This is a genomic window from Neptunicella plasticusilytica, from assembly GCF_047922965.1.
Classification (GTDB): Bacteria; Pseudomonadota; Gammaproteobacteria; order Enterobacterales; family Alteromonadaceae; genus Neptunicella; species Neptunicella plasticusilytica.
In genome coordinates this window covers 3834456-3855806 of sequence record NZ_CP150481.1, presented here as the reverse complement: position 1 = coordinate 3855806, position 21351 = coordinate 3834456, and the positions used below count along the sequence as shown (strand labels likewise).

26 protein-coding genes are annotated in these 21351 nt (G+C 45.2%); 10 read left to right on the top strand and 16 right to left on the bottom strand.

Features of this window, described 5'->3' with window-relative positions; translation table 11 throughout:
* Window positions 1-75 precede the first annotated feature (75 nt).
* Genes lptB through V1467_RS17335 form a run of 5 tightly spaced genes read right to left on the bottom strand, consistent with a single transcriptional unit; the run spans window position 76 to window position 3369 of the window.
* Window positions 76-801, bottom strand: a complete 726-nt coding sequence (lptB, locus tag V1467_RS17355; protein ID WP_416306234.1) for an LPS export ABC transporter ATP-binding protein — start codon at window positions 799-801, stop codon at window positions 76-78.
* Complete coding sequence (lptA, locus tag V1467_RS17350; protein ID WP_416306233.1) at window positions 788-1324, bottom strand: lipopolysaccharide transport periplasmic protein LptA; 537 nt, start codon at window positions 1322-1324, stop codon at window positions 788-790. The genes lptB and lptA overlap by 14 nt, the downstream gene beginning before the upstream one ends.
* Window positions 1287-1856, bottom strand: a complete 570-nt coding sequence (gene lptC, locus V1467_RS17345; RefSeq protein WP_416306232.1) for an LPS export ABC transporter periplasmic protein LptC — start codon at window positions 1854-1856, stop codon at window positions 1287-1289. Before lptC ends, lptA begins: the two co-directional genes overlap by 38 nt.
* Window positions 1853-2407 carry a 3-deoxy-manno-octulosonate-8-phosphatase KdsC gene (gene kdsC, locus V1467_RS17340; protein ID WP_416306231.1) on the bottom strand — a complete coding sequence of 185 codons (555 nt, stop codon included), beginning with the start codon at window positions 2405-2407 and terminating at the stop codon, window positions 1853-1855. The genes lptC and kdsC overlap by 4 nt, the downstream gene beginning before the upstream one ends.
* A complete protein-coding gene (locus tag V1467_RS17335) occupies window positions 2407-3369 on the bottom strand; it encodes a calcium/sodium antiporter (protein WP_416306230.1) in 963 nt (320 codons plus the stop codon). Before V1467_RS17335 ends, kdsC begins: the two co-directional genes overlap by 1 nt.
* 286 nt (window positions 3370-3655) lie before the next feature.
* On the opposite strand from V1467_RS17335, the gene mlaF reads away from it, so the two are divergent.
* Genes mlaF through murA form a run of 7 tightly spaced genes read left to right on the top strand, consistent with a single transcriptional unit; the run spans window position 3656 to window position 8262 of the window.
* Complete coding sequence (gene mlaF / locus V1467_RS17330; RefSeq protein WP_416306229.1) at window positions 3656-4459, top strand: phospholipid ABC transporter ATP-binding protein MlaF; 804 nt, start codon at window positions 3656-3658, stop codon at window positions 4457-4459.
* Window positions 4459-5235, top strand: coding sequence for a lipid asymmetry maintenance ABC transporter permease subunit MlaE (mlaE, locus tag V1467_RS17325; protein WP_416306228.1), 777 nt, complete (start codon window positions 4459-4461; stop codon window positions 5233-5235). The genes mlaF and mlaE overlap by 1 nt, the downstream gene beginning before the upstream one ends.
* Window positions 5236-5273: 38 nt before the next feature.
* Window positions 5274-5741 (top strand): outer membrane lipid asymmetry maintenance protein MlaD, encoded by a 468-nt coding sequence (mlaD, locus tag V1467_RS17320; RefSeq protein ID WP_416306227.1) that lies wholly within the window; start codon window positions 5274-5276, stop codon window positions 5739-5741.
* A 10-nt stretch (window positions 5742-5751) separates the two neighbouring features.
* Entirely contained in the window at window positions 5752-6405 is a 654-nt protein-coding gene (locus V1467_RS17315; protein WP_416306226.1) for an MlaC/ttg2D family ABC transporter substrate-binding protein, read from the top strand.
* A 2-nt stretch (window positions 6406-6407) separates the two neighbouring features.
* Complete coding sequence (locus V1467_RS17310) at window positions 6408-6710, top strand: STAS domain-containing protein (protein WP_416306225.1); 303 nt, start codon at window positions 6408-6410, stop codon at window positions 6708-6710.
* A gap of 29 nt (window positions 6711-6739) precedes the next feature.
* Complete coding sequence (locus V1467_RS17305) at window positions 6740-7003, top strand: BolA family protein (protein ID WP_416306224.1); 264 nt, start codon at window positions 6740-6742, stop codon at window positions 7001-7003.
* Window positions 7003-8262, top strand: a complete 1260-nt coding sequence (gene murA / locus V1467_RS17300; RefSeq protein ID WP_416306223.1) for a UDP-N-acetylglucosamine 1-carboxyvinyltransferase — start codon at window positions 7003-7005, stop codon at window positions 8260-8262. The genes V1467_RS17305 and murA overlap by 1 nt, the downstream gene beginning before the upstream one ends.
* A gap of 17 nt (window positions 8263-8279) precedes the next feature.
* On the opposite strand, the gene V1467_RS17295 is transcribed toward murA, so the two are convergent.
* The 3 genes from V1467_RS17295 to V1467_RS17285 all read right to left on the bottom strand — a co-directional run bounded on the left by V1467_RS17295 (window position 8280) and on the right by V1467_RS17285 (window position 11486).
* Window positions 8280-9383, bottom strand: coding sequence for a trypsin-like peptidase domain-containing protein (locus V1467_RS17295; RefSeq protein ID WP_416306222.1), 1104 nt, complete (start codon window positions 9381-9383; stop codon window positions 8280-8282).
* 185 nt (window positions 9384-9568) lie between these two features.
* On the bottom strand, window positions 9569-10921 hold the full coding sequence (locus V1467_RS17290) for a Do family serine endopeptidase (RefSeq protein ID WP_416306221.1): 1353 nt from the start codon (window positions 10919-10921) through the stop codon (window positions 9569-9571).
* 127 nt (window positions 10922-11048) lie between these two features.
* Window positions 11049-11486 carry a ZapG family protein gene (locus tag V1467_RS17285; RefSeq protein WP_416306220.1) on the bottom strand — a complete coding sequence of 146 codons (438 nt, stop codon included), beginning with the start codon at window positions 11484-11486 and terminating at the stop codon, window positions 11049-11051.
* 113 nt (window positions 11487-11599) lie between these two features.
* Here V1467_RS17285 and zapE point away from each other — a divergent pair, with 113 nt between their 5' ends.
* Both zapE and V1467_RS17275 read left to right on the top strand, forming a co-directional pair.
* The gene (gene zapE, locus V1467_RS17280; protein ID WP_416306219.1) at window positions 11600-12706 is read left to right on the top strand and encodes a cell division protein ZapE; all 1107 of its coding nucleotides are present in this window, start codon (window positions 11600-11602) and stop codon (window positions 12704-12706) included.
* A 191-nt stretch (window positions 12707-12897) separates the two neighbouring features.
* Complete coding sequence (locus V1467_RS17275; RefSeq protein ID WP_416306218.1) at window positions 12898-14517, top strand: methyl-accepting chemotaxis protein; 1620 nt, start codon at window positions 12898-12900, stop codon at window positions 14515-14517.
* Window positions 14518-14882: 365 nt separating this feature from the next.
* Here V1467_RS17275 and V1467_RS17270 read toward each other — a convergent pair whose 3' ends face one another.
* Entirely contained in the window at window positions 14883-16796 is a 1914-nt protein-coding gene (locus tag V1467_RS17270; protein WP_416306217.1) for an alpha/beta hydrolase family esterase, read from the bottom strand.
* Window positions 16797-17358: 562 nt separating this feature from the next.
* Here V1467_RS17270 and V1467_RS17265 point away from each other — a divergent pair.
* Window positions 17359-18156: a site-specific integrase gene (locus V1467_RS17265; protein WP_416306216.1), complete on the top strand. Its 798-nt coding sequence runs from the start codon at window positions 17359-17361 to the stop codon at window positions 18154-18156.
* A gap of 31 nt (window positions 18157-18187) precedes the next feature.
* Here the strand turns inward: V1467_RS17265 and V1467_RS17260 are convergent, their stop codons facing one another.
* The 7 genes from V1467_RS17260 to V1467_RS17230 all read right to left on the bottom strand — a co-directional run bounded on the left by V1467_RS17260 (window position 18188) and on the right by V1467_RS17230 (window position 21349).
* Complete coding sequence (locus V1467_RS17260; RefSeq protein WP_416306215.1) at window positions 18188-18748, bottom strand: SOS response-associated peptidase; 561 nt, start codon at window positions 18746-18748, stop codon at window positions 18188-18190.
* Between the two features lie 180 nt (window positions 18749-18928).
* Window positions 18929-19294: a hypothetical protein gene (locus V1467_RS17255; protein WP_416306214.1), complete on the bottom strand. Its 366-nt coding sequence runs from the start codon at window positions 19292-19294 to the stop codon at window positions 18929-18931.
* A complete protein-coding gene (locus tag V1467_RS17250) occupies window positions 19291-19650 on the bottom strand; it encodes a hypothetical protein (RefSeq protein ID WP_416306213.1) in 360 nt (119 codons plus the stop codon). Before V1467_RS17250 ends, V1467_RS17255 begins: the two co-directional genes overlap by 4 nt.
* Window positions 19637-20104 carry a virion protein gene (locus tag V1467_RS17245; protein WP_416306212.1) on the bottom strand — a complete coding sequence of 156 codons (468 nt, stop codon included), beginning with the start codon at window positions 20102-20104 and terminating at the stop codon, window positions 19637-19639. Before V1467_RS17245 ends, V1467_RS17250 begins: the two co-directional genes overlap by 14 nt.
* Complete coding sequence (locus V1467_RS17240; RefSeq protein ID WP_416306211.1) at window positions 20080-20247, bottom strand: hypothetical protein; 168 nt, start codon at window positions 20245-20247, stop codon at window positions 20080-20082. The genes V1467_RS17245 and V1467_RS17240 overlap by 25 nt, the downstream gene beginning before the upstream one ends.
* Window positions 20247-20798, bottom strand: a complete 552-nt coding sequence (locus tag V1467_RS17235) for a hypothetical protein (protein WP_416306210.1) — start codon at window positions 20796-20798, stop codon at window positions 20247-20249. Before V1467_RS17235 ends, V1467_RS17240 begins: the two co-directional genes overlap by 1 nt.
* The gene (locus tag V1467_RS17230; protein ID WP_416306209.1) at window positions 20798-21349 is read right to left on the bottom strand and encodes a hypothetical protein; all 552 of its coding nucleotides are present in this window, start codon (window positions 21347-21349) and stop codon (window positions 20798-20800) included. The genes V1467_RS17235 and V1467_RS17230 overlap by 1 nt, the downstream gene beginning before the upstream one ends.
* Between the last annotated feature and the right edge of the window lie 2 nt (window positions 21350-21351).

Genomic DNA, 21351 nt, shown 5'->3' with positions numbered 1-21351 from the left:
TCTTGTTGTGTCCCGTTAATTCAAAAATCCGATAAGGCGTGATCTTGCCCAAATATTGGGTGATACGTTTATTAACTATAGCCTGAATTGTTCACCCAGGTATACATCTCGTACTTGTTGATTGCCTAGCACCTGTTCCGCGCTGCCTTGGGCAATAAGTTCCCCATGACTAACGATATAGGCTGTTTCACAAACATCAAGTGTTTCACGAACATTATGGTCGGTAATTAATACCCCAATGCCTCTGTCCTTGAGGTGATTAACAATTTTTTTAATATCCGTTACTGAAATAGGATCGACGCCAGCAAAGGGTTCGTCAAGCAAAATAAACTCGGGATTAGCCGATAAAGCTCTGGCAATTTCTACCCTGCGACGCTCTCCTCCTGACAAACTCATGCCCAAACTGTTGCGGATATGATTGATATTGAACTCGTCCAATAGCGCATCCGCCTGTTCTTCTCGCTGTGCCGAATTAAGATCTTTGCGAGTTTCCAGAATCGCCATCAAATTCTGCCAGACGCTTAATTTTCGGAATATCGACGATTCTTGCGGCAAGTAACCAATGCCTTTGCGGGCTCGCACATGCATAGGTTGAAGGGTCAGTTCCTGATCATCGATAAATATTTGGCCTTTATCCAGCGGAACCAGACCGACAATCATATAGAAAGTAGTGGTTTTCCCCGCACCGTTAGGGCCAAGTAAGCCGACGATCTGGCCGCTAGACACTTCCAGACTGACATCGCGGACAACCTGACGGGACTTATAGGATTTGGCTAAATGGGTCGCTTTAAGGGTTGCCATCTTGCTTTTCCTGTGTGTCCGGTTGATAGATGGTGATGGTACGCCCATCATCATCGTTGCCGCCTTTTGCCTTGAATTGTTCGTTTTCCATATCGAACTCGATAAATTCTGCTTTGACCATACTGCTTTTCTGGTGGAACTCGGCATTCTCTTTTAGGGTCAGTACCCTGTCGCCCAGCGTGTATCTTATTTCATTTGCAATGGCTTTAATGATACTGCCGTCATCGGCCTTTTGCTGATAGCTGGCAGGTTTACCGCGGGCAATAAACACTTCACTGCCTGGTCCATCTTTAGCAATTACGTCCACTTCGTCGGCGTCGATCACCAAACTGCCTTGGGTTATGTGGACATTACCGCGATAAAAGCCGGATTTCTCGATGCCGTCGGCACTTTGATTTTCCGCCATGACTTCCAGCGGTTGCTTGAAGTCATCCTTGTCTGCCAGTGCACACAAAGGTGTTAATAATAATGTCAGGCAACAGACCTTAATTGATAAGGCCGGGTGCAAAAGTCGATTTAACATGATTGAGTAGCTCAAATGTACGTTTGTCCAGATTGGCACTAAAACCGGTGCCCTGCATCACATAGTTTTTGCCGGTAATAGTCACAATCTGGTCTGAGGTTAATGTTCTGCTATCCAGATTGATTTCAATGAAATCTGTCTGCATTGTCTGCACGAAGCCTTCTTTATCCATGCTCTGCACGATGACATTGTCTTCCAAATGTAATCGGTTGTCGTCGTATAAAGTGCCTTCTGTCGCGCTAATTTTCCAGGGACGATCCTGTTCCTGGGTAAATATAGTGTATTGCGGATGTTCAAATAAGGTAAAACCGAGCAGTTGATAGTGCTCCATATGTTGGGCATAAACCAGATGGTTAATGTTACCTTGTTTGTCATACAAAGTACTCTGCATTTCATTGGCCTGGTAATTGGGTTGCCAGGCTTCTTCGGTGTTTTCTGTTGTCTGAATGGGTGAATCGGCCAGCCAGTCTTCCAGATTGAGTGCCAGTACCAATAAAAATAATAGACAAATGCTGATCGAAACTTTGCTCATGTACTACTACCATGTACCTGGTTCTGTTTCTTATGCGCATGCAGGATTAAGTCACAGATTTCACGCACTGCGCCAAAACCGCCATGTAGGCAAGTAACATAATCGGCCTGCTGGCGAACATAAGGGTGACCATCTGCTACCGACAGACGTATTCCGGCCAGCTCAAACATACCTATGTCAGGCATATCGTCACCCATTGCTGCAATCTGGCTGGGGGCCAATTTCAGTTTGTTTGTCAGAGCTTGTAACGCTGGACCTTTATCTTCCTCACCCTGGATAATATGGGCAACCCCCAGATTTTGCATGCGCCGTTCAACAATATTCGACGAACGCCCGGTAATGACGGCGACTTGTATGCCCAGCTTCTGGATAGCTTTAATACCGTAACCGTCACGGGTATGAAATGCTTTGAGTTCTTCACCATCATTGCCCAGATAAATCCGCCCATCGGAAAACACTCCGTCTACATCACATGCCAGCAACTTGATTTTGGCCAGTTTGGTAATCAAACGGGAATCGATTTCCCCATACAAGGTTTTAACAACGCTCATCAGTGATTTACCACCAGAATAATTTGATAAAGAATAAACAATGCCAGCAACACGCCGCCCTGCCAACGGTTAATTCTGCGCTGTCCGCGGAAATTAAAACTGAAAATCACCAATAACAGGGTGAGTGCCAACATCACATAGCTGTCACGACCTGCTGCATCGGCATCTACGCTGCCCGGTGCGACTAATCCGGGCATCGCCAAAACGGCCAGAATATTAAAAATATTCGAACCGATAATATTTCCCAGCGCCATATCATCTTCACCTTTGCGCATACTGACTACACTGGCCGCCAGTTCTGGCAAGCTGGTACCGATGGCGATAATAGTCAATCCGATGATCAGATCACTCATACCGAAGAATTTGGCAATATTAACTGCAGAACCGACCATGTACTGGGCACTCACAGGCAGCAAAATCATGCCTATCACTAACCACATCAGTGCTTTAGGCATTTTGACATCAAGATCCAGTTCGTCACTAATTTCCTGTTCGAGTCGGTCTTTCTTGTCGGCGTGCATGGATAACCAGCAAACGGCAAAAATCGCCACAAAAAAAGCGATGATTAGTACAATGCCTTCGTTTCTGGATAGCTGTTGATCAGCCAGACAATATATACCGAGCAATGTTGCGGCGATTAACATCGGCATTTCCCTTTTCAGGGTACTCGAGGCAACCAGCATGGGTTTAAATAAGGCAGTGGCCCCCAATACCAATGCAATATTGGTAATATTGGAACCCAGTGCGTTACCCACTGCAGTATCCGGATTGCCAGCAAAAGATGCGGTAAAAGACACCATTATTTCCGGTGCCGAAGAACCCATTGCCACAATAGTTAAGCCGATAATCATCGGAGAAATGCCTAAATTACCAGCCAATGCAGATGCGCCATAAACAAAACGATCAGCGCTCCAGCTTAATAACGTCAACCCGACCAGAAAAATTGCAACATCAACTATCATCAATTTACGTCTACTTATTAATTTGCCGGAATTGTCGCAAAAACAGGGCGCTTTGCCTATGGTCAATCTTTGCTTTATCAGTTTTTACTGAAGTAACGGATCTGTCAGTATCGTTATGCGCCAATAAAAGGTATGATTAGCGTAAGTGTAATTGAAATTACATTTTGTAACTTTTTAATATTTCTAATCTATATTGAAATTAATTAGAATGGCACCACTTAGTAGTTTCAACTGTTACAGGTGATACACCTGCCTTCATTGCAAATTTAGGATCATCAAATAAAAAATGGATTATCTGGTAGAAATTAATAACCTGACTTTCAAACGCGGCCAGCGTGTTATCTATCAGGATATCTCCATGAAAATACCACGCGGTAAAACCACTGCGATAATGGGCCCCAGCGGGATTGGCAAAACCACTATGCTCAGATTGATTGGTGGGCAGCTGAAGCCGGATCAGGGGGATATTCTGTTTAACGGTGAATCCATTCCTGCCATGAATCGTCGCAAGTTGTATCAAGCGCGACGCCATATGAGTATGTTGTTCCAAAGCGGCGCGTTGTTTACCGAAATGTCAGTATTTGACAATATTGCCTATCCACTAAGAGAGCACACTAAATTATCCGAGTCGTTGATTCGCCTGGTAGTCTTGATGAAATTGCAAGCTGTGGGATTACGCGGTGCTGCGGAATTGATGCCGAGTGAATTGTCTGGTGGTATGGCCCGTCGCGCGGCATTGGCCAGGGCGATTGCACTGGATCCGCAACTTATCATGTATGATGAACCCTTTGCTGGTCAGGATCCTATCTCGATGGGAGTATTGGTTAAGCTGATTAAAGACTTGAACGATGCATTAAATCTGACCAGTCTGGTGGTGACCCATGATGTCGATGAGGTCATGAGTATTGCCGACTACATTTATATCATTGCCGATCAGAAGGTCATTGGTGAAGGCAGTCCCGAGCAAATCCGCAATAGTGACTCTTTGCTGGTACAACAATTTTTGCAAGGTCAGGCTGACGGACCGGTTCCTTTCCATTATCCGGCTGAAGATTTGAAACAGCAATTATTAAAGGGTGGAAAATACTGATGTGGCTGGTTGATTTGGGTGCCCACGCCCTGGATAAAGTAGCCGCCTTAGGACGCGCTGCTCGAATACTCAGTGGTGCAATTGTTGCCTGGCCTAAACCGCTTAAAAATTTGCCACTAGTGATCAAGCAAGTCTATGTGGTCGGGGTGCAGTCGCTACTGATTATTGTGGTATCGGGTTTGTTTATTGGCATGGTAATGGCGTTACAGGGCTATACCATTCTGGTTGATTACGGTGCCGAAGATAGCTTGGGGCCGATGGTTGCATTGTCGTTGTTACGTGAGCTCGGACCGGTGGTTACAGCGCTATTGTTTGCCGGTAGAGCGGGCTCTGCGTTAACCGCAGAAATTGGCTTGATGAAAGCGACCGAACAGCTGAGTAGTCTGGAAATGATGGCCATTGATCCGTTACGCCGGATTATTTCTCCACGCTTTTGGGCCGGAATTATTTCGATGCCGCTACTGGCAATTATTTTCAGCACTGTGGGTATTTTAGGTGGTCATCTGGTTGGCGTTGACTGGTTGGGGGTGGATAGTGGCAGTTATTGGTCAATTATGCAGTCAACCGTTGATTTCAACGATGATGTATTAAATGGGGTTATCAAGAGTTTGGTTTTTGCTGCTGTTGTGACCTGGATAGCGGTGTTTAAAGGGTATGACTGCCTGCCGACATCGGAAGGGATCAGTAAGGCCACAACTGAAACAGTTGTGCATGCTTCGTTAACCGTTTTAGGGCTAGATTTTATTCTGACAGCGCTTATGTTCGGGATTGAATAGCGTTTGGGATCAACAAATAGAGTTTGGGATTGAATAAAATGAATTCGCGTAAGATTGAATTAATGGTCGGTATATTTGTCGCAATAGCCATAGCAGCGGCTTTGATGTTGGCTTTACATGTGGCGAACCGGGGAATGAGTGGTAACGGTGAGACTTATCAGTTGTTTGCTAAATTTGATAATATCGGCGGCCTTAAAGTGCGTTCAGCTGTTAAAGTTGGTGGTGTGATAGTAGGTAGAGTCACCGAAATCAAATTGGATGACAAAGATTTTACCCCGGTTGTTACACTGACTATTGCACAGGAATATACTAATTTTCCTGAAACCAGCTCGGTAGCTATTTTGACTTCGGGGCTATTGGGAGAACAATATGTCGGATTGCAGCCCGGGTTCTCATTTGATGGTATTGGCACATTAAAAGCAGGTGACTACATCGAAGATACCAAATCAGCATTAGTTCTAGAGGATCTGATTGGTCAATTCCTGTTTAGCAAATCGAAGGATTAGAGGAATTAATATGTTGGGCAAATTAGTCAATACGCTAGTGTTAGTCATTGGCCTTTCTATCTCCACTTTAGCCGTGGCTCAGGCGGAAGATAATCCTTATTTGATGGTAAAAAATGCTGCCACCAAAACCTTTGATCGTATCAAACGCGAAAGGGCGGCAATCGACAAGAATCCGGATTTGCTGCGCGCAATTATGGAAGAAGAGTTGTTACCCCACGTGGATTACAAGTTTTCGGCACTCAAAGTATTAGGTAAACATTTCAAATCGGTGCCCCAGGAGCGAATTCCGGAGTTTATTCAGGTCTTCAGGGATTATCTGGTAACCACTTATGCTATTGCCATGGCTCAGTACGACGATCAAGTAGTGGAATTTGAACCCAAGCAAGAAATAGACGATGACCGCATGGTTACGGTTCGTGCGCTGGTAAAAGAGCCCGGGCGGCCTGATATTAAAATTGCCTTTAAGGTACGCAAAAACTCCCGTACCGACGAATGGAAAGCTTTTGATATGGTAGCTGAGGGTATTAGTTTATTGTCCAGTAAACAAAGCGAACTGGAAGGCATTATCCGTCAGGACGGTATCGACAAAGTTATCAACATGTTAAAGGAAAAAAACAGTCAGCCAATAGTGTTAAAAGATACCAGTAGCAAAGAAGGTAACTAAAGTTGGAAAAGTTGAATATTGTGCTTAACGACAATAAGCAGTTTGATTTCCGTGGCGCGTTAAATAGCGCTAACTTGGCGCAGCCTTGGCAGAACAGGAAAGCCCAATGGCAACAAATAGAATCGGATCTCGTGTTCGATCTGCAAGGGGTCACAGCTATTGATACGGCAGGACTAGCCTGGTTGATCCAGTTAGTCGGAGAGTGCGAACAGCAAAAAAAATCGTTGAAATTGATTAATACTCCAACCTCTTTGCTTAAGTTGGCAAAAATGAGCGACGTTGAAAGCCTTTTACCGTTACAATAAGGTCAATTTATTCCAAACATAGATTGGTCATGCAAATATCCGAAATAGAATCCATTTTAAAACAATCCCTGACATTATCTGAACTGGTAGTTACCGGTGAAGGTTCTCATTTTCAAATAATCGCGGTTGGCGAAATTTTCGAAGGCCTGAACCGGGTCAAAAAACAACAACTCATTTATGCGCCATTAAAGGCGCAGATTGCTGATGGAAGTTTACATGCGCTGACCATCAAAGCCTTTACGCCTGAACAATGGCAAAAGGAACGTAAATTTCTGATGCCAGGAGCGCTGTAATGGAAAAGTTGTGTATTCAGGGGGGCACGGTGTTGCGGGGAGAAGTCACCATTTCCGGCGCAAAGAATGCAGCCTTACCCTTGTTGATTGCCAGTTTGTTGACCAAACAGGAATGTCGGTTTACCAATGTGCCGGAATTGCGTGATATCAACACTACTCTGGCATTACTATCCCAGTTGGGAGCCAGTACTGAACGTCTGGATCACCAAACAGTGACTATCGATACCGGCAAGCTGCAAAGCTGTGTGGCGCCTTATGATCTGGTCAAAACCATGCGCGCTTCCATTTTGGTACTAGGCCCGTTGCTGGCGCATTACGGAAAAGCAGAAGTCTCGTTACCCGGAGGTTGCGCTATTGGTGCGCGGCCGGTTAATTTACACCTCAATGGTTTACGACAGATGGGCGCGGAGATAGTGGTTGAGGAAGGTTATGTTAAAGCCTCAATCAACGGACGTTTACAAGGCGCGCGTATCTTTATGGATATGGTCAGTGTCGGGGCGACTGAAAACCTGATGATGGCAGCTGCGCTCGCACAAGGAACCACCATACTGGAAAATGCTGCACGAGAGCCCGAGATTGTTGACTTGGCCAACTGTTTAAACCAGATGGGTGCAAAAGTATCTCATGCCGGCACTGACAAAATCAGCATTGAAGGTGTAGCCGAACTGAATGGATGTGATTATCGGGTGTTACCGGATCGGATCGAAACCGGTACTTTTCTGGTCGCCGCTGCCGCCACAGGCGGCAAGGTAAAATGTCTGAATGCCGCGCCAGAAACGTTGGATGCCGTCATCAGTAAATTGCGTGAAGCCGGTGCTCAAGTGACTTGTGGTGAAGACTGGATTGAGCTGGATATGCAGGGCAAGCGTCCCGCTAGCGTTAATATCAAAACTGCTCCTCATCCCGGTTTTCCTACTGATATGCAGGCCCAGTTTGTTGCGTTAAATGCCATTGCCAGCGGAACGGGGGTGGTAACGGAAACCATTTTTGAAAATCGTTTTATGCATGTCCCTGAATTGCAGCGCATGGGGGCGGTAATCGATTTGGAAACCAATAGCGCTGTCTGTCGTGGTCATTCCAAGTTAAATGGTGCTCAAGTGATGGCAACAGATCTGCGTGCTTCGGCCAGTTTGGTTATCGCCGGTTTGGTTGCTAAGGGCGAAACCATAGTGGATCGCATCTACCATCTTGACCGTGGCTATGATCATATTGAAACAAAAATGAATGGGCTGGGTGCTAATATTCGCCGGATAAGCTAACACCCTTTCGGTAAGGGTTAGCTAGTTCCCAGCTCGCTAATAGTGACGGGGATATTTAACACTTTTTTGTCACGGATGACTTCAAAGGTCAGTGTGGTGCCGGGCTTTGTTTCGGCGACTATATCCAGTACCTGCAACACACCTTCAATTGGTTGTTCATTGACCCGGGTCAAAATATCGCCCATTTTGATACCGGCTTTTTGGGCCGGTCCAAAAGGTTCCAGGTCTTCCACCAGAATGCCGGGATAAAGGGCGTTGTTCTTGGTGTCCCACTCTTCTTTGGCAGAAATCCCCAGATAGCCTCGAATGACCCGACCATTAGCAATGATCGCATCCATCACTTTTTTCGCCAGCTCGTAGGGTACGGCAAAGAAAATGCCGGCCACATCCTTAACCCGGTTCTGACTGTCCAGGGTTTTGAAATTGGCATTATTAATACCAATCAGTACGCCGTTTGAGTCCACCAATGCACCTCCGGAGTTACCCTGGTTTAATACGGCGTCCATCTGGATAAATCCGGCATAACCATTATTAGCGATATAATTACTCAAGCCGTTACGACCGGTTGCACTGATCACACCTTGAGTAATGGTCTGACCCAGGTTGTAAGGGTTACCTATGGCCAAAACTACGTCCCCGACACGGGTATTGGTTTGCTCCTGTTGGGTGATAACCGGCAGGTTTTCTTCTTCTATTTTTAATACTGCCAAGTCAGTAAAGGGATCGTAACCGACTTGTTGAGCTTCCAGAATACGTCCGTCACTGAGTCTGACTAGAATGGTTTCCGCGTTGCGGATAACGTGATAGCAAGTGAGGATATAACCTTGTTCGCTCATTACCACACCTGAACCCAGGCTGGTTTTTTCAATCGATTGGCCACGATAAGGAAAAGGTTTGGTATCGATACTTTGGCTAAAAATATCTACTACCGCAGGGGCTGCGGATCTGACAGCATCGTGAAAACTGACCCGATCAGTTAAATTGGCTTGCTGGTTGAATAAACGAAAACCCAGTCCCGACCCCTGGCGTAGATCGGGTATCAATATCAACATGACAAGAGATACGACGATGCCAAGTATGATCGACTTGCTAAAGAAATAACCCCAGGAACGTTTTTTCACTATGATATTCAGTCAACTGATTGTAAAAATTGCAAAAATAATACCATTGACTATTAACAGAAGATAGCGGCGCAATGCCGCTATCTGTCAGATTTATTAGGGCCTGTTTGCTGTTGGTATATGAATTTTGTTCAAATTCAGCGCCTGCTGCAAAAACACACCAACAGCAAACAGGCCCTATAGATTTAACGCACTACCAGAAACACTGAGCTGTCTCCGCGCTTAACATTCAAGGCAATGACACGCGGGTTGTCTTCTAGTTGCTTACGCAGTTCCGCGACGGTTTCAACCCGATGACGATTGACACCTACTATGACATCGCCTTTCTGCAAACCGACTCTGGCTGCAGGTGAACGTGCAGCCAGTTCGCTGATTTCGACACCCTTGTCACCATTCTTGGTTTTGCCATTTGACATCACCGCACCTTCTAATGACGGGTGGATCTCCTTGGCGGTAATATTACTGGCTTCAAAATCACCCAAGGTGGCGGTCACCGTGCGGGTCTTGCCATCGCGAACCAGCGTCAGCTTGATTTCTGAACCGGCGCCCAGTGTACTGACTTTTGCTCGCAGTTCGAGGAAACTGTGAATTTTTTTGCCATTAATGGCGGTAATCACATCACGTGCTGCCAAACCTGCTTTGTCCGCTGCAGAATCAGGCGTAACCTCACGAATAACGGCGCCCTGGTTGATGTCCAGTCCCATTGCATCGGCCAGATCGGAATCCAGATCGCTACCGGTGATCCCCAACAGGCCACGACGTACCTCACCAAATTCGACAATTTGATCGGTCAGACTTTTGACCATATTGGCGGGAATAGCAAAACCGATACCGATATTGCCTGGGCCGAGAATGGCGGTATTAATGCCTTCCAGTTCACCATGAAGGTTGACTAATGCACCGCCGGAATTACCGCGGTTAATCGCTGCATCGGTTTGAATAAAGTCTTCAAAGCCTTCGATATTCAGCCCCGTTCTGCCCAAGGCACTGACAATGCCTGAGGTCACGGTCTGACCAAGTCCAAACGGATTACCGATGGCAATCACGAAGTCGCCGACCCGCAATTTGTCTGAATTTGCCATTTTCAGTGCGACCAAATTGTCGGCCTTAATTTGCAGCAGGGCAATATCACTTTGTTCATCTGAGCCGAGCATTTTGGCGTCAAATTCACGCCCATCGGTTAATTTAACCCGAATCTCGTTGGCGTTATCGATAACATGGTTATTGGTGACAATATAACCTTTGTCAGCATCGATAATCACGCCAGAGCCCAAACCTCTGAAGGGTCTTTCCTGCACTTGTTCATCTGGGGCGTTAGGGCCAAAGAAGTATTTAAACATCTCGGGTACCCGCTGGCGGGACACCTGTGTACCTTCAACCGAGATGCTCACCACCGCTGGGGTGACTTCTTCGAGCATGGGCGCTAATGAGGGAACTTTATCGTCATCAGAAAAAAAAGGGATGGCTGCGAATGTGGATGACATTACTGCGACCGATAAGGTAATCGCAGCAACAGTACGAATTACAGCATTTTTCATTCGGGAAACACTCCAGGTTAATTAAGTTAGATCGTTGAAATAGGGATAGAAAAGAATTTTTCAACACCGAAACTACTGACTCAATTAACCCTGACAAAGTTCCCTAGGAAAGATAAACCGCCTCTGGTTATTCAGATGTGCCGGTTCGTTGTTTCCTATCTCCGCTTAACAATCCCGAATTACCACCCGCGTAGTCCAGTGGCTGGTAATCTGAAGATGCCGGCTCAGCTTTGCTGCGAGTGGCTTTATGGCGCAGATAGGCGTTGGCCTGGTCACCAAAATAAGTCAGCTTGTTACCTTCCTGGTCTTGTTGTGCATCCGATACACTCACTTCAAAATGGTCAAACTGTGATTTTAGTGCAGCACACTGTTGCTCGATGGCAGATATCAGCTGACGTGATTCACGCAAATGTGTGCTGGTATGTTCCGCCAGTATTTCCTTGATGGTATTTTCGGTATTTTTGTCGGTACCGTTATCATTGCGTTGCGCTAACCAATAGCGGGCCACAAAAAAACCAATCACACCACCGGCAAGCAGCAGTAACAAACCCGTTATAAAATCCATAAAACCTCCACAATCTTCAACATACGCTTTACTTAATAATAAGCACTAAGCAAACTATGCGGCCATAAAATTCTTTAATTAATTACTGACCAACAGGGCAATAGCAGTTCTATATGATACCTCTAACTCCGTGGCAAAAATACCAGCAAGATTTGAAAAGCAGTGACTTTGTGCATGATTTGGCGCAAGAACAGGCAGTGATGCATTTACAACGCCTGTACGATGAGCTGTTGGCCAAGCGTTCGGTAAAGGGGCCATTACAGGCATTGTCTAGGTGGTTTCTGTCCCATGATCAGCAGCAAAAACTGAAGGGACTGTATTTTTGGGGTGGCGTTGGGCGAGGTAAAACCTACCTGGTTGATACCTTCTTCGAGTGCTTGCCCATAAAACGCAAGATGCGCATCCATTTTCATCGTTTTATGCATCGTGTCCATCAGGAAATGAAAACGTTGGCGGGACAGTCTGATCCGCTTAAAATCGTTGCGCAGCGCTTTGCCGATGAGGCAAAAATAATCTGTTTTGATGAATTTTTTGTATCCGATATTACTGATGCCATGATTCTGGGCACACTGTTTGAAGAATTGTTTAAACACGGCATAGTGCTGGTGGCAACCTCCAACATTATTCCTGACGAGTTATATCGAAACGGACTACAACGTGCACGATTTTTGCCAGCCATTGCACTGATTAACCAACATTGTGAGATAGTCAACGTGGATAGTGGCACCGATTATCGTTTGCGCACCCTGGAACAAGCTGAGATATATCATTCACCGCTGGACGAGCAGGCAAGTATCAATTTACACCGCTATTTTGAACAACTGGCACCTGAGCAAGGACATCAAAACAGGGAAATCGAGATATCCAACCGTATGCTGCCCAGCCTAAGAGATGCGGATGGCGTTGTCATGTTCGCTTTTAATGTGTTGTGTGAAAGCGCACGCAGCCAGACCGACTATATGGAAATTAGCCGTTGTTACCATACTGTATTGTTGTCGGCGGTAAAACAGATGGGGCGCCACAATGAAGATGCCGCCAGACGTTTTATTGCCATGGTCGACGAATTTTACGAACGCAATGTTAAATTAATTTTATCGGCAGCGGTGCCGATAGATAGTCTGTATACCGAAGGCCAGTTAGATTTCGAATTTAAGCGCTGTTTAAGCCGACTAAAAGAAATGCAGAGCCGCGAATACCTCGCCTTACAGCATTTGCCTTAAACGCCAGTTTATCTTGACAGTTATTTACTAATCTTAAGGTATACCACCCCGAATCAATTAAATTGATGGTTATCAACAAGTTGTTTGCAGTAATTAAATGTTAATTTAATGTAATTCATCGCCAAGTGAGCAAAGTTGAACTAACGTAATAGTCGGGTTGAATTGATATTCATTATTAAGGTGGTATTCAGATGAATTGGCAAAGTATCCGCGTAAAAAGTTCGTTACCTATAGTGTTACTGGCAATCGCGCTGCTCATTACTTTCTTGCTGCTGTCGCAATTGTTGCGTATGCAGGAAGAAGCATTGGACGCTCAGGCCAGTAAATTTCTGAGTGCCATATCTGTGGTGCTGAATGCGGACCGGGATTTATATCAGGCAAAATTGGCTGAAACGCATATTATCGCTAAATTGGGTGACGTGAATGAAGAGAAAGCGGCACTTAAGGAAAACGCCGAACAAGTTGAACAGCGCTTTAATCAATACCGTCAATATTTGTCAGATTGGCCGGATGTCGCCAGACGTTTTAGTGACTTTGAAGCAGAATATTCCGCTTGGTTGAAATCATCAAATCAGGTAGTTGAATTAAGTTTGAATGGTGGATTGAATACTTCGGACCCACGTATCGCTGAATCAACCCGCAGGTTTGAATCATTACGCAGTGTGCTAGATAAGGCCGGTGTAGCGGCAGAAAGCAAGTCCACCGAAGTGCAACAAGAGCTTGAAAGTGATGTCGCCACGTTTAAATCAATATCATTAGTCGTCTTGCTTATCCTGGTGGCGATAGCCGGCTGGTTTAGCTATGCAGTGCCGAAAAAACTTACGGAACAGATTAACTTTCTGACCAGCAGAATTAATGAAATTGCTTCGGGAGAAGGAGATCTGACTGCACGTATCGATGTCAGCTCAAAAGACGAATTTGGCGAACTGGCGGTTGAATTTAATAATTTTGTCGAGAGCCTTCGAGAATTGATTAAATCGATTTTGGGCCAAGGACATGCTCTGGGCGAGTTAACAGTGACCTTAGCTGAATCAGCAGAGAAAACCCAATCGGTGATTAATTCCCTGACAGTCGCGTCCGAGTCTATTGTCAGCGCCGTGTATGAGATGAATAGCTCGAACAAGGAGATGGCGACTATTGCTTCTACCACCGCCGAGGAAGCGCAAAAGTCCACTGAAATGTCCGGCGAAGGGATCGTGGTGGTGGATAAATCTAACCGGCAAATTAGTCAACTGTCATCCGATATGGATAAAGCACTGGATAGTTCAGCCCAATTACAGAAAAATTCAGGAGAAATCGCCTCGGTATTGGACGTCATCCGGGGTATTGCAGAACAAACCAATTTGTTGGCCCTCAATGCGGCAATAGAAGCTGCCAGAGCCGGTGAACAGGGGCGGGGTTTCGCAGTGGTTGCCGACGAAGTGCGAACCCTGGCGACCCGCACGCAAGAAAGTACTAATCACATTCAAACTATGATTGAACAGCTTACCACTAGTGTCAATTTGTCGGCCGACGCAATATCCAGTGGTAAGAAAAATGCCGACCAAATGGTTGAAATGTTTCAAAAAGCCAATGAAGTCTTTACGGGTATTCAACAGTCGTCTGCTACTGTAAATGATATGTCTTCACAAACTGCATTGGCCACCAATGAACAGATGCAGGTTTCTGACGCCATTAGCCAAAGTTTGCACCAATTGAATGATCAGACCACTATTGCTTCGGCGGTAGCGGAATCGAACGATAACCTGGCTAAGGAAATTAAAGGGCTGTCACAGCGCTTGAACCAGCTGGTGGGACACTTTAAGGTCTGATACTTTAGGGCGTGCTGATCTTTGGTGTATGAATTTTGTTCAAGTCCAACACCTTCTGGTCGCGACGCCGGGTTGCAGGCCCTTACGTTTAAAATAAAGGGTTCTAAGTCAAAATCCGGCAACAAAGAGCAGAAGGTGTTGGGTTGAACCCCTTTGTTTAAAACCGTGGGGGCAGTGTTTGTAGCGCATTTCTACCGCGTTATCGCTCATTCATGTAGAATAACTACACCACACTCACTCTGCCTTGTATAAATACGCGACAAACTGCTGCAAAAACACACACCAAAGATCAACACGCCCTAGTATATAGAGTTGTTAACAGGGACGCCGTTTGGCGTCCCTTCATTGTGGATTTTCAAGTATTATTATTCTGGACAACTTCCCAAATGCCAATTGCTGTCATCTGTCGAATACAATGTATTGATACCATAAGTTGAACCTGACAACGGCTCGTCGCTACCGGCAGCAAAATAGTCAGGCGCATAATAGTAACCTGTACTGTACGCTCGTCCTGCCAGCTTATGGCTGTAATTGTTGGTACTGAACTCTGAACACTCATCCGGTTCTTCACTACCTTCGCCGCCAGAAGCGCCGCTGCAGGATTGGGTCGGGCCAACGCAGCTGGCATCATCATCTTGCCACTGGCATTGCTCAACTCCAACCTGGGTTTCGTTGAGAGTAAAACTGTTAGTACTGTATTCCAGATAGCAATTGGCGTAGTTGGTATAGTCCAGTCGACCAGCACTGATATGTTGATCCAGCGTAGCCTTTTGGCCTGCGTCAATCTCAAAACTGATACTGTCGGTGGAAACCAGATTGGTTAAATCTGCTGCAGTGATATTGGCGACATTAGTACCGCCGGGTAAATTACATTGTTCGGCACTAAAATTTGTGCCGCTGATTTGCGCCGATACTGTGCCAATATCAAATTGCACATCCACCGAAGCCAGATTCTGGTTAGCGTCGATGACATTACCGCTTATCGTGGCGCACTGGCCGTTAACTGTGGCATCTAGATTACTAATTTGCGGGGCGCTGGCCGGAGGTTCGGGACCCACGCGCACTGTATCCTGATAAATTTCACTATCAGCATTGTCATTATCTGTGGCTACGATACTGATCACATATAAATCGTCGGACAAGCTACCACTACTGAGAGTAAAGGAATTATTGCTGTTTACAGTAGTAGTGGCGGTGCTGATCGCGTTATTGCTATCGGTAAAAGTGGCGGATACCGTGCTGACACTGCCGTCTGCATCCACTGCGGTACCGACAATAACGATCGTATCGTTATTGACACTAATATCAATATTGCTTAATTCCGGGCCGTTATTACGATCAACCCGTTGATTATGATCAATAAAATACTGCGCCAGATAACTGGCATAGTTGACGCTATTGCCACTGATATAGGCACCACTGGCACCCTGACCACCCGACCAGGAGTGGTCCACATTGTTGAACCATAACATGGAAACTCGTCCGTCTTGCCAAAGCGTTTCATCAGCACTGTGCCCGGCCCCTTCTGAAATCGTATTAGTACCGGAAATTTGACTGACGCCGTACACATCGGCCATGCCTTCGGCATTTTGCTGGTTATAACAAAGATTGACTGTGGTATCGTCTTCGCCTTGGGCGATGGAGGCCACTTGAGTTTCAAAAAAACTGCTATAACTGCCGGCATATTGGTTGCATCGGCTTTCTACATCGGCGGTTTCGCATGGCCCCAAGGCGCCACTGGAGCTAGTCCCGATACTTGGACCCGCACTAATGCCCATGCCGGCAAACACATCAGGTGCTAAACAACCGGTGGTATTGGCAAAGGAAGCTCCAGAGGACAAACCGGCAATATAAACCTGGTTGGGATCAATATTGCGGGAGCTATCAGCGGACAAAGTATTAGCCAACGTAATCAGATTTTTATAATCGCCAGAAGTCCGTGATTTTGTCCCCTGCCAATAAGACCAGCAGCTGTAACCGGCTTTATTCATGGCATCGGGAACGGCGATCACCATGCCATATTGTTCGGCAGTTTGGGCCAGATTGGCATTAAGATAGACGTCTATTGATTGTACACAGCCATGCAGTACCAGCATCAGACTTTTGCCCTGACCAATAGGTGAAACACTGTCAGGTGTGTAGATATGTACTTTATTAAAGCCGCCAATATTGACGTTATTTGCCCAACTTCCGGCCCAGGCTGAGCTAATGGTCGCCAACAGGATAACCATTCCCGGCAGGATGTTACGTATAATCAGCTTATTGAAATTATTGAGCATGTTAATGCTCCTCTTGTTATTTTAAGTGAATAACTCCCTGTAAGTGGTTGCTGCGATAAAGACCACTTCCTTATGCTCAAGTTACTCTAGGATCAAATGCACAAAAAGTGTGCAGTACTTTAGTGCTAGAGGCGGGTTTTCGTACGTAATAGCTGGCTATTGCTAGCAAACCTAACGCCGCTAGGCGCAAAAAGAGGGTTATCGAGAGGCGCGGCTTATCCCGAACTCAGGTTATTTATACTGTTTTTGGTAAACATTGAATTTGTATGAAATTTCTGCGTGATCTATCCGATAAAGTCTGTATATTGCGCGACCCGATGCCGGTTTTATAAACGATATATAACGATAAATTGTTTAAAAATGGCATGATCCTCTGCTTTATCTTCGCAACCCTTGTTTTTATATGTTTTATTGCTGGTTTATTTTCTGTCTTTTTATTACTTAGGGAACGTAATAAATGAAAACAAATAACCAAATAATCTATAAAAACCCCGCAGAGGTTTATCTATGTTCGTTGAATTCGGCCAGCTCTGTTAGAAATTGTACGTTTATAATAAACAATATGTGCCGCAAATTAGGAGCCAGCGACTATTACAACTATGACTGGGCGAGCTTTGATTATGTTGAACTGCTAAAGCTCAAGAGGATCTTAATTGATAGCGATATTCAGCCATCGACCATTAATAATTACCTGACTATCGTCAAAGCTGTAGCCCGGGAAGCGTGGAGACTCCGAATATTAGATACCGATACGTTTATGAGGGTTCAGGACGTTAAGCGCGTCAGGGGCAATTCTAGAACTACAGGTCGGCTGCTTACACCCAATGAGTTAAAACAGCTTATCAATTATCGAGCAGATGAATGTATTCCGCGTGAAGTGCGAGACAGCGCGATTATTGCTGTGTCGTATGGTGGTGGTTTGCGTAGGCATGAATTGACGCTGTTAAATTCTGCTGATTACACCGATAACCGGCTACTGGTGAACGGTAAGGGCGGTTTTAGGCGGTTTGTGTATTTGCCGGATTTTGCCAAGAATGCGCTGGATAAATGGCTGGAGCTTCGCGGAGAGGAGCATATAGCGATATTTAGCCATGTTGGTAACTCTGGCGAATTGACACACAAGCGGATCAGCTCTCGCACTGTGGGCGATATTATAAAACGACGCTATGAGCTGGCCGACGTTCGTCACTTCACACCGCATGATCTCCGGCGTTCGTTTGCCACTCATCTTATTGAGCAAGGTGTTGATATTTTTATAGTGCAAAAGTTAATGCGACATTCTGATATTTCAACAACCCGCATCTATGATATGCGTGATGAAAAGCGGCAAATAGAAGCTGTAAAAATGTTACCTTTTTAATCATTTTCTTCTCAGCATATTGGATGAAATCTTATGCTGCTGAATAAATAATTTTCTCGTTACCTAGTGGATCAAGCAAAGGGTTAAGCTGTTCTACCTTCGCACTAAACCAATAATCTACATTGTCAGCCGGTACAATAACCGGCATGCGATTATGAATTTCATCACAACGCGAATTAGCTTTAGTTGTTAACGTTACTAGTTGGTTGCCCGTTTCATTCGGATAAAATACACCAGCCATCAACAACGGATTGCCATCGGCGGCACTGAATAGATATTTTTGTTTGCGTGGATTACCTTCATCACGCCATTCATACCAGCCATTAACCGGTATCAAGCATCGATGTTCATCAAAAGCTTTAGCGAATGTCTTTTTTGTTGCTACAGTTTCAGCTTTGGCGTTTATCAGCAAACTTTTCGACCAATTAGGTTTAATGCCCCACGTGGTATTCAATTGGCTGTATCCTTCAGGTGTATTAATCACCGTGGAAACTTCCTGAGTAGGGCGTAAATCCGTATTGGTTGTAACACCAAAATCGATTCCCAATACTAGGCTAACCCACTTCACAAGTGGATCATCAATAACATTCAATCGACCACACATAATATTCTCGCTGTATAAATTGATAGAATATAAAGTACCTAATTTTATGCCTTTTGTCTGATCTCTTCGATTACTTCTAGCTTGCTGACTCTCAGGTGAACCCTGAGCAATAGCAGTAATATCAATGCTGTATTTACATCAATGCTTGAGAGCATTTCTACCAACAGTTTATCCATTATCCACCCTGCTTTTTATCTTTTTGATTACCCCTTCAACAGCTCCACCACCAAAATAAAAGGCCACAACAATTCCGACAATGGTGGCAATATCACCGCTTAAAAGTGCCATCTGAGCCTGAACACTAATAAAAAAAGATGCGACAAACGTTATCAAGAACGCTAGCGCATACGGAACACAAAAAATCACAGCAAGTAACCGCTGGGCGATTTTGTAAGGCTCATAAAGCTTTAACAGCCATTGGAAATTACCGGCCTTTTCTTGATCCGTATACCAAACTGCATCTATACCGCTTGATACTTTTTCAATCACGTTATCTGATGAAAAAAGGCTTTTTATACCTGTCCAAACGCTCATATATAATCCGCATCAATTACCGGCTGACCAGAGTCAACCAACCAAGAATAATCCGGTTTAATCCTGCGACCTTCAAACGCCACTCGGTAAAAGTTTGGATAACCGGTACTGATAACCTGTAATGCCTCACTGGTTAGATCACCATTTGGCAAAAAGTAAGCTGATTTCAGCTTTATTTGTGCATTGACCACTTCCGGCACGACTAGCGGCGCGACCATATCGCCTAGCCAACTGCCGACAGCGTTCCCTGTATCCCGCCAGCCTGTATAAGCTTTCCAGATAATAAAACCGGTTAACACATATAAACCGGCCAGCGCTATGTCATCAGAAGCGCTTAGATATTTAGGCAAGGCCAAGATTCACCCCCGTTTGAATTATGTTGTCGGTATACGGCTGGACGCCGTTTTCGTGGTAAATAATCGCCTTAACTAGATCTGGATATTGTCCCACGGATAATTGCTGGTTTTCATCCAGCGAAAGCCGTTGAGAAACGCTTTTAATATAGCTTTGCGTATCATTTTCTGTCTCCGGTGCCCAGCGGGATATAATGCCGCTGATAGTATTTAAACCGTGTTTTTCTTTATAGGTCCGTAATATCCGAACCCCTGCCCGAATGCCATATTCCGGCGCGTCGAATTCTTCAAAATCCGGATCGTAATCGGCTGCGGCTTCGCCTATCCAATCGTAATCCGTCCTCATATCTTCGCGGATGTTCATCGGGTTGTTATTGCGAATCCCGCGAGTTTGTGTGCTACTGCGTAAAAGCAATATCATTCCCCCTACTACTACAAACCAAGCAAATTGACGCATAGCTCCGGCGTTACCTGTTTGATTTCAAATATTGCAGGAAATCCAGCACTATCAAATTCATAGACAACCATGGCTTTGAATTCATTGTCTGGAATGTTTCCCGCTGTCACTTCTGTAAAGTTAAGTAAATTTACAATTTTCATTAAATAATTCTTCCGTCTAAGTGGTAAAGCGCAGCAGACATATTGTTGTTGCTGGCTGTAGAAATTGCATTTACAGTGTCTATTCTCTCCTTAACAACTAACGTTTGCTCAAAAGGAATACCATGCATTTGCGCATACCAGTTACCCCCTATTGCTGGGATGACAACCCTATCTTTGAGCGACATATCAGAGGGCGGAAACGTGCCGAGAACCAACCGTCTTGATTGAGGTAAATCAGTCAGGTTAAATATCGTAGAGTTACCATCAGCAATAATCTCTAATTCATAGCTGGTCGTTTGATATGGCAGATAGCGCCCGATAAACCCCACAAAGCGACCTTTACCAGATGCGTTAGCAACTGTTATAGGTGAGTTTCGTGTTGTTGAGCTTACATACGCGCCTAAAATCTCGCTAAACCAACCATTTTCATTAATGTTCTTTGTTCCGGTTGAACCATCACTACTTACCATTACCGCCGTTAGGCAATATGGCATCTCATTTACATCACGTAACACGGAATTATCAGGACTGCCTACGCTAAACACTCTCATTAATCGTAATCCTCATTAATTCGCACCTCTACGATGCCGCCAACAGGTATTAACGTTAAAGCGCTCTGATTGTCCCAACCGAATAAACCGGACATTTTCACGCCATCAGTGGAACCGATGTAAACCTGCCCGTTAGTCTGAATTAAGGCGCTTTTTCTGGTAGCGCGAACCGGCAACACTTCTGTTGATACAGCAATATTTTGCAATGCTGGCACGTTGTGACTTTTGGCCGCAGTCTGAGCGACAGATAAAGCGGCGTTGATATCAAAATTACCCGAAAGACGATCATCATCGACCTTTGCCAGCTCTGCAAAAATATCTATCTGCTGGTCTGTCTCGCTTCGGATTGTGATTTTGCCAACAGGCTCCGGAAAATCGACTTTATCGGAAAAATCCAACCCTATTCCAGATGTGACCTCAGATGAAAAATAGCTATTGCCGCTTGTCGAAACGATATCAACATGCACCATATCGACGGCAGTCATCACCCGAAAATATCGTGCAACAACTGGAATCGGTACAGCCTGACCCGCTGTTAAATTAACTTTCATTA

Coding starts and splice junctions, on each gene's coding strand:
- lptB (WP_416306234.1), bottom strand. CDS start 801: ATGGCAACCCTTAAAGCGACCCATTTAGCCAAATCCTATAAGTCCCGT.
- lptA (WP_416306233.1), bottom strand. CDS start 1,324: ATGTTAAATCGACTTTTGCACCCGGCCTTATCAATTAAGGTCTGTTGC.
- lptC (WP_416306232.1), bottom strand. CDS start 1,856: ATGAGCAAAGTTTCGATCAGCATTTGTCTATTATTTTTATTGGTACTG.
- kdsC (WP_416306231.1), bottom strand. CDS start 2,407: ATGAGCGTTGTTAAAACCTTGTATGGGGAAATCGATTCCCGTTTGATT.
- V1467_RS17335 (WP_416306230.1), bottom strand. CDS start 3,369: ATGATAGTTGATGTTGCAATTTTTCTGGTCGGGTTGACGTTATTAAGC.
- mlaF (WP_416306229.1), top strand. CDS start 3,656: ATGGATTATCTGGTAGAAATTAATAACCTGACTTTCAAACGCGGCCAG.
- mlaE (WP_416306228.1), top strand. CDS start 4,459: ATGTGGCTGGTTGATTTGGGTGCCCACGCCCTGGATAAAGTAGCCGCC.
- mlaD (WP_416306227.1), top strand. CDS start 5,274: ATGAATTCGCGTAAGATTGAATTAATGGTCGGTATATTTGTCGCAATA.
- V1467_RS17315 (WP_416306226.1), top strand. CDS start 5,752: ATGTTGGGCAAATTAGTCAATACGCTAGTGTTAGTCATTGGCCTTTCT.
- V1467_RS17305 (WP_416306224.1), top strand. CDS start 6,740: ATGCAAATATCCGAAATAGAATCCATTTTAAAACAATCCCTGACATTA.
- murA (WP_416306223.1), top strand. CDS start 7,003: ATGGAAAAGTTGTGTATTCAGGGGGGCACGGTGTTGCGGGGAGAAGTC.
- V1467_RS17290 (WP_416306221.1), bottom strand. CDS start 10,921: ATGAAAAATGCTGTAATTCGTACTGTTGCTGCGATTACCTTATCGGTC.
- V1467_RS17285 (WP_416306220.1), bottom strand. CDS start 11,486: ATGGATTTTATAACGGGTTTGTTACTGCTGCTTGCCGGTGGTGTGATT.
- zapE (WP_416306219.1), top strand. CDS start 11,600: ATGATACCTCTAACTCCGTGGCAAAAATACCAGCAAGATTTGAAAAGC.
- V1467_RS17275 (WP_416306218.1), top strand. CDS start 12,898: ATGAATTGGCAAAGTATCCGCGTAAAAAGTTCGTTACCTATAGTGTTA.
- V1467_RS17270 (WP_416306217.1), bottom strand. CDS start 16,796: ATGCTCAATAATTTCAATAAGCTGATTATACGTAACATCCTGCCGGGA.
- V1467_RS17265 (WP_416306216.1), top strand. CDS start 17,359: ATGTGCCGCAAATTAGGAGCCAGCGACTATTACAACTATGACTGGGCG.
- V1467_RS17255 (WP_416306214.1), bottom strand. CDS start 19,294: ATGAGCGTTTGGACAGGTATAAAAAGCCTTTTTTCATCAGATAACGTG.
- V1467_RS17245 (WP_416306212.1), bottom strand. CDS start 20,104: ATGCGTCAATTTGCTTGGTTTGTAGTAGTAGGGGGAATGATATTGCTT.
- V1467_RS17240 (WP_416306211.1), bottom strand. CDS start 20,247: ATGAAAATTGTAAATTTACTTAACTTTACAGAAGTGACAGCGGGAAAC.
- V1467_RS17235 (WP_416306210.1), bottom strand. CDS start 20,798: ATGAGAGTGTTTAGCGTAGGCAGTCCTGATAATTCCGTGTTACGTGAT.
- V1467_RS17230 (WP_416306209.1), bottom strand. CDS start 21,349: ATGAAAGTTAATTTAACAGCGGGTCAGGCTGTACCGATTCCAGTTGTT.